The sequence below is a fragment of the Streptomyces sp. NPDC056128 genome, assembly GCF_042263835.1.
Taxonomy (GTDB): Bacteria; Actinomycetota; Actinomycetes; order Streptomycetales; family Streptomycetaceae; genus Streptomyces.
In genome coordinates this window covers 1-5,970 of the sequence record NZ_JBHJVQ010000065.1, presented here as the reverse complement: position 1 = coordinate 5,970, position 5,970 = coordinate 1, and the positions used below count along the sequence as shown (strand labels likewise).

The following is a 5,970-nucleotide window of genomic DNA, read 5'->3' as shown; positions in this document are numbered from 1 at the left end:
GCCAGCTCGGCGCGCATGAACAGCGCCATCACGCCACCGATGCAGAAGAACGCGAACGACGTCACCAGATACAGCGTGCCGATCGTCTTGTGGTCAGTGGTCGTCAACCACTTGATCACGACGTTGCCGGGCTGCTTGCGCCGTACCGGCAGCTCGTTCTCGTACGAGTCCTCCGCTGCCGAGGCACCCTGGGGTTCGTTGAGGATGCTCACAGGTTGTTCGTCTCCCGGTTCTTCTCGTGGCTCGTCTGCGCGATGCCTGCGGGAACGTAACCGGTCTGCCCCTTCTTCACGAGGTCCTGGAGGTGCTGCTCGTAGCGCTCCGGGGAGACGACCTTCACGTTGAACAGCATCCGGGAGTGGTCCACGCCGCACAGCTCGGCGCACTTGCCGAGGAAGGTGCCCTCCTTGTTGGGAGTCACCTCGAAGGCGTTGGTGTGGCCCGGAATGACGTCCTGCTTCATGAGGAACGGCACCACCCAGAAGGAGTGGATGACGTCACGCGAGGTCAGGACGAAGCGAACCGTCTTGCCCTTGGGGAGCCAGAGGGTCGGACCGGGGTTGTCGGTCTGCGGGTTCCGCGTGCTCGGGGTACCGCAGTCGTAGGTGCCGCCGGCGTTCGCCGGGAAGTCCTCCTTGAACCGGTCCGGGATGGCGGACAGTTCCTCGGAGGTCTTGGCGTCACCGGAGGAACCGTTGACGCTCTCGACGTAGTTGAAGCACCAGCTCCACTGGAAGCCGACCACGTTCACCGTGACGTCGGGCTTCTTCTTGAGGCTCAGGAGCTCGGACTCGTCACGCGCGGTGAAGTAGAACAGCACCGAGACGATGACGAGCGGAACCATGGTGTACAGCGCCTCGATGGGCAGGTTGTACCTGGTCTGTGGAGGGACCTCGACCTTGGTGCGGCTGCGCCGGTGGAAGAACACACTCCACAGGATCAGGCCCCACACCAGCACGCCGGTGGCCAGCGCGGCAGCCCAGGACCCCTGCCACAGGGAGAGGATCCGCGGAGCCTCTTCCGTGGTTGGGGTGGGCATGCCGAGGCGGGGGAAGTCCTCGTATGTGCAACCTGTGGCGGTCGCCAGGACCAGGCCCGCGGTCAGTGCCTGCAGCAGCTTCCGCCGCATCGGGCGCCGCGGCGAGCGGTCGGAGCCGTTGGGACTCACGTAGCGCCTTCCCGAGAGTCTCGCCCGCGCTGTTCGGCTGCGGCCTTCTCGGTGGTCGGTCGCCGCCCTGCGTCGGGCAGGGGTTTGATGTTTATGCGGACCAAACCCTAGCCGACGCCCTCCGGGGGGTCGCGGGGAGGGTGGCATACGCGCCGGGGGTCACTCTTTAAGGGTGGGATGGGGTGCCTACGGGGGTGGGGGCGGGGGTTCGTTGGCGGCTGACGGTGCGTCGTGGTTGGGCGCGCAGTTCCCCGCGCCCCTGGTGGGGCGCTGTGCCACCCGGCGTTCTAGCGTTGCTGTGTGGCCTACTTCGATGCTGCTTCCGCTGCTCCCCTTCATTCCGTTGCTCGGCAGGCGCTGCTGGCCTCTCTTGATGAGGGGTGGGCCGATCCTGCGCGGCTGTACCGGGAGGGGCGGCGGGCTCGGTTGTTGCTGGATGCGGCTCGGGAGGCCGCCGCCGAGGCGGTGGGGTGCCGGGCGGACGAGTTGGTGTTCACCCCTTCGGGGACGCGGGCGGTGCATTCAGGGGTGGCGGGCGCGCTGGCCGGGCGGCGGCGCGTCGGAAGCCACCTGATCGTGTCCGCCGTCGAACACTCCTCCGTACTCCATGCGGCGGAGGAAATGGAGCGGAACGGCGGGACCGTCACCCAGGTCCCCGTGGACCGGACGGGCGCGGTGGATCCGGCGGCGTACGCGGCGGCCCTGACCGGCGAGACCGCGCTGGCCTGTCTCCAGTCGGCCAATCACGAGGTCGGCACCGAGCAGCCGGTGGCGGAGGTGGCGGAGGTCTGCCGGGCGGCGGGTGTGCCGCTGCTGGTGGACGCGGCCCAGTCGCTGGGCTGGGGGAAGGTGCCGGGTGACTGGTCGCTGCTCGCGGCGAGCGCGCACAAGTGGGGTGGGCCGTCCGGGGTCGGGCTGCTGGCCGTCCGCAAGGGGGTGCGGTTCGCGCCGCAAGGGGCCGGGGACGAGCGGGAGTCGGGGCGGGCGCCCGGTTTCGAGAACCTCCCGGCGATCGTGGCGGCGGCGGCGTCACTGCGGGCGGTGCGGGCCGAGGCGGCCGAGGAGGCGGCCCGGCTGCGGGAGCTGACGGAGCGGATCCGGGCGCGGGTACCGGGCCTGGTGCCGGACGTGGAGGTGGTCGGCGACGCGGTGCGGCGGCTGCCCGGGGTCGTCACCTTCTCGTGTCTCTATGTCGACGGGGAGACCTTGCTGCACGAGCTGGACCGCGCGGGCTTCTCCGTCTCCTCCGGTTCGTCCTGCACCAGCAGCACCCTGACGCCGAGCCACGTCCTGAAGGCGATGGGCGTGCTCACCGAGGGCAACGTCCGGGTGTCGCTGCCGCCGGGCACGCCCGCCGAGGACGTCGAGCGGTTCCTGGAGGTGCTGCCGGGCACGGTGGCCGCCGTGCGGGAGAGGCTGGGGGCTCCGACGACGACGGAGCCCGCCCCGGAGACCGGCGCGGACCTCGTCGTGGACGCGATCGGCCGCCGCTGCCCCGTCCCGGTCATCGAACTGGCCAAGGTCATCGCAGACGTCCCCGTCGGCGGCACGGTCCGAGTCCTCTCCGACGACGAGGCCGCCCGCCTGGACATCCCGGCGTGGTGCGAGATGCGGGATCAGGAGTACGTAGGCGAGGAGCAGACAGAAAGAGGAACGGCTTACCTGGTCCGCCGGATCAGGTGACGCCCTTAGGGGCGCGGGGAACTGCGCGACCAGCCCCCACACACCCGCACCCGGCCAATCAGCCCAGCCGCCCCCGAACCTCTTCCGCGGCCTCGTCCCCATACGCCTTGGTGAACCGCTCCATGAAGTGCCCCCGACGCAGCTGGTACTCCTGCGTACCCACCGTCTCGATGACGAGAGTCGCCAGCATGCAGCCCACCTGCGCCGCCCGCTCCAGCGAAACCCCCCACGCCAGTCCCGACATGAACCCGGCACGGAAGGCGTCCCCGACCCCCGTCGGGTCGGCCTTGCGCTCCTCGTCGGGCACGCCGACCTCGATGGTCTCCTCGCCGGCCCGCTCGATCCGCACGCCCCGGGCGCCGAGGGTGGTGACGCGGTGACCCACGCGGCCGAGGATCTCCTCGTCCGTCCAGCCGGTCTTGGTCTCGATGAGCCCCTTCTCGTACTCGTTGGAGAAGAGGTAGGTCGCCCCGTCCAGCAGTATCCGGATCTCGTCGCCGTTCATCCGGGCGATCTGCTGGGAGAAGTCCGCGGCGAAGGGGATGGACCGCGCGCGGCACTCCTCGGTGTGCCGGAGCATCGCCTCCGGGTCGTCGGCGCCGATGGAGACCAGGTCGAGGCCGCCCACGCGGTCGGCGACGGTCTTCAGCTCGATGAGGCGGGCCTCGCTCATCGCGCCCGTGTAGAAGGAGCCGATCTGGTTGTGGTCGGCGTCGGTGGTGCAGACGAAGCGGGCGGTGTGCAGGGTCTCGGAGATGCGCACCGAGCCGGTGTCGACGCCGTGCCGGTCCAGCCAGGCGCGGTACTCGGCGAAGTCCGAGCCGGCCGCGCCGACCAGGATCGGCCGGATGCCGAGCTGGCCCATGCCGAAGGCGATGTTCGCGGCGACGCCGCCCCGGCGTACGTCCAGCTGGTCGACCAGGAAGGAGAGCGAGACCGTGTGCAGCTGGTCCGCGACGAGCTGGTCGGAGAATCGGCCGGGAAAGGTCATGAGGTGGTCGGTGGCGATGGAGCCGGTGACTGCGATGCGCACGGCGTGGACTCTCTCCTGAGGGGAGGCGGGTTGACAGTTCACGCTACCCGGGACCGCCTCCCGATCGAAGCAGGCAAAACTACCCGGTAGTACAACTTTCTTCGCGGTCCGTGACGTGCCTACGGTTCTGTTATGACGAACCTGAGGACCGCCGACCCCGCCCCGGCCGACCTGGACGGCGACCTCGCGTCGCTGCGCGGTGACTGCGCCCGGATGACCCCGCGCTGGTCGGCCCCGGCTCACGTCTCCACCCGTCCGGTGCCCGTCTCACTGCTCCACGGCGTACGGGTGCCGCAGACGTCGGCCCGGTTGCTGGAGGCGATGTCGGACTACGGCGACTGAGCCGTTCGGGCGACGCGCGCCGCCACCGGGAACCGGATGCCCGCCCACCGCGTCCCATCGCTGTCCCCAGTAACAGCTGAAGGAGCGATGCGGTGAACAGCGAGCGACCCGACAACGACGCCACCGCCGCCGACGAGGCCGGCACCGGGCGTCCCGCGCGACGGCGTCCCTCCGCGGTCGTCGTCGCGTCGGTCGCCGCCGCCGTGCTGCTGGTCGGCACGGGCGGTGCCTACCTGGCCACGTCCGCCTCGGACAGCGACCCGGACGGCGGTACGGCGTCCGGGGCGTCGGGCGACGACACTCCCCCGCCGCTGGCCCTGGACGGCCACGGGACGTCCCCCGGCAGCGGTACGGACGGAACGAACGGCATCGCGCCCGGTGAGCCCAACCCGTACGGCGTCACCTACCGCGCCGACGGCTCCCTCCCCGAGGGTCCCGGCTCGGCGCCCGTGTACCGGACGAAGGGCGAGGTCACCGAGGCGGAGGTGGCCCGGCTGGCGAAGGCGCTCGGAGTGGCGGGCGCACCGCGCGTCCAGGGCGGGGCCTGGAAGGTCGGCAACGCCAAGGACGGCTCGGGACCCCTGCTGACGGTGACCACGCAGGCGCCGGGCACCTGGACCTTCCACCGCTACACACCCGGCACCGACGACTGCAAGAAGGGCCCCGTGTGCCAGGCCCCGTCCGCCGACGGCAGCCCGGTGAGCGAGGCGGCCGCGAAGAAGGCGGCGGCGCCGGTGCTGAAGGCGCTGGGCCAGGACGACGCCAAGCTGGACGCGGGCCAGGTCATGGGCGCCCGGCGGGCCGTGAACGCCGAACCCGAGGTCGGCGGGCTGCCCACGCAGGGCTGGACGACCGGCGTGGTCGTCGGCGCCCAGGGCGACGTGGTCGGCGGCAGCGGCCAGGTCAAGGCGCCGGTGAAGGGGGACACGTACCCCGTCCTGGACGCGAAGGAGGCCCTGGCGCTGCTGAACTCGCCGGGCGGCGGTTCCGGGCCCGGCGTCGGGGGCATCGGGGGCTGCGCGAGCCCGGTGCCGCACGAGGACGGCGCGGACACGCCGTGCGCGCCGCCGACCGGCTCACCGGAGAAGCCCGAGAAGCCGGGGAAGCAGACGGTCACGGTCGAGGACGCGGTGTTCGGTCTCGCCGCGCATCCGGTGCGGGGGCGGCAGACGCTGGTGCCGTCCTGGCTGTTCGAGGTGCGCGCGCCGGGCGCGGAGGACAGCTCCACGGTCACGTATCCGGCGGTCGAGCCGAAGTACCTGACCACCGCGGCCCCGGCCTCGCCGTCCCCGTCCGACAAGCCGACCTCGAAGCCGGGCGAGCCGCGGGACGTGCGGGTGAACGGTTACACGGCCGCGGGCGGAGAGCTGACCGTGCACTTCACGGGCGGGGTGTGCGCGGACTACGAGGCGAAGGCCAAGGAGGAGGACGGGGAGGTGACCGTGACGGTGACCGAGACCCCGCATCCGGACAAGGTGTGCATCCTGATCGCCAAGGAGTACGAGCGCACGGTGCGGCTCGACGAACCGCTCGGCGACCGGAAGGTCGTGGGCACGGACGGCGAGAAGGTCCCGCTGCACAAGCCCGGCGCGCGGCTGCCGGCGCCGTCCGGGGGCCGGTGACACCGGGCGCGTGAAACGGAAGAGGGCGGGGGGCGGCGGGGGGGGGGCCCCGGCCCCCCCCCCCCCGGGGGGGGGGGGGCGGGGGGGGCCCGCCCGCCCGGCCTGGTGGGACCCCGGGGCCG

At 71.9% G+C, this 5,970-nt stretch carries 5 protein-coding genes and 1 pseudogene; 3 read left to right on the top strand and 3 right to left on the bottom strand.

Annotated elements, in window-relative coordinates:
• Both ACFC1X_RS40510 and coxB read right to left on the bottom strand, forming a co-directional pair.
• Window positions 1–212, bottom strand: a pseudogene (locus ACFC1X_RS40510) (cytochrome ubiquinol oxidase subunit I); the annotation flags it as partial.
• Entirely contained in the window at window positions 209–1,168 is a 960-nt protein-coding gene (gene coxB / locus ACFC1X_RS40505) for a cytochrome c oxidase subunit II (protein WP_376364708.1), read from the bottom strand. The pseudogene ACFC1X_RS40510 and the gene coxB, both read right to left, overlap by 4 nt.
• A gap of 300 nt (window positions 1,169–1,468) precedes the next feature.
• Here coxB and ACFC1X_RS40500 point away from each other — a divergent pair, with 300 nt between their 5' ends.
• A complete protein-coding gene (locus ACFC1X_RS40500) occupies window positions 1,469–2,851 on the top strand; it encodes a cysteine desulfurase/sulfurtransferase TusA family protein (protein ID WP_376364705.1) in 1,383 nt (460 codons plus the stop codon).
• A 58-nt stretch (window positions 2,852–2,909) separates the two neighbouring features.
• Here the strand turns inward: ACFC1X_RS40500 and ACFC1X_RS40495 are convergent, their stop codons facing one another.
• Window positions 2,910–3,884 (bottom strand): carbohydrate kinase family protein, encoded by a 975-nt coding sequence (locus ACFC1X_RS40495; RefSeq protein WP_122620517.1) that lies wholly within the window; start codon window positions 3,882–3,884, stop codon window positions 2,910–2,912.
• Between the two features lie 132 nt (window positions 3,885–4,016).
• Here ACFC1X_RS40495 and ACFC1X_RS40490 point away from each other — a divergent pair, with 132 nt between their 5' ends.
• Complete coding sequence (locus tag ACFC1X_RS40490; RefSeq protein ID WP_376364702.1) at window positions 4,017–4,226, top strand: hypothetical protein; 210 nt, start codon at window positions 4,017–4,019, stop codon at window positions 4,224–4,226.
• A 92-nt stretch (window positions 4,227–4,318) separates the two neighbouring features.
• Window positions 4,319–5,848, top strand: coding sequence for a hypothetical protein (locus ACFC1X_RS40485; protein ID WP_376364700.1), 1,530 nt, complete (start codon window positions 4,319–4,321; stop codon window positions 5,846–5,848).
• The last annotated feature ends 122 nt before the right edge of the window (window positions 5,849–5,970 follow it).

Coding starts and splice junctions, on each gene's coding strand:
- ACFC1X_RS40490 (WP_376364702.1), top strand. CDS start 4,017: ATGACGAACCTGAGGACCGCCGACCCCGCCCCGGCCGACCTGGACGGC.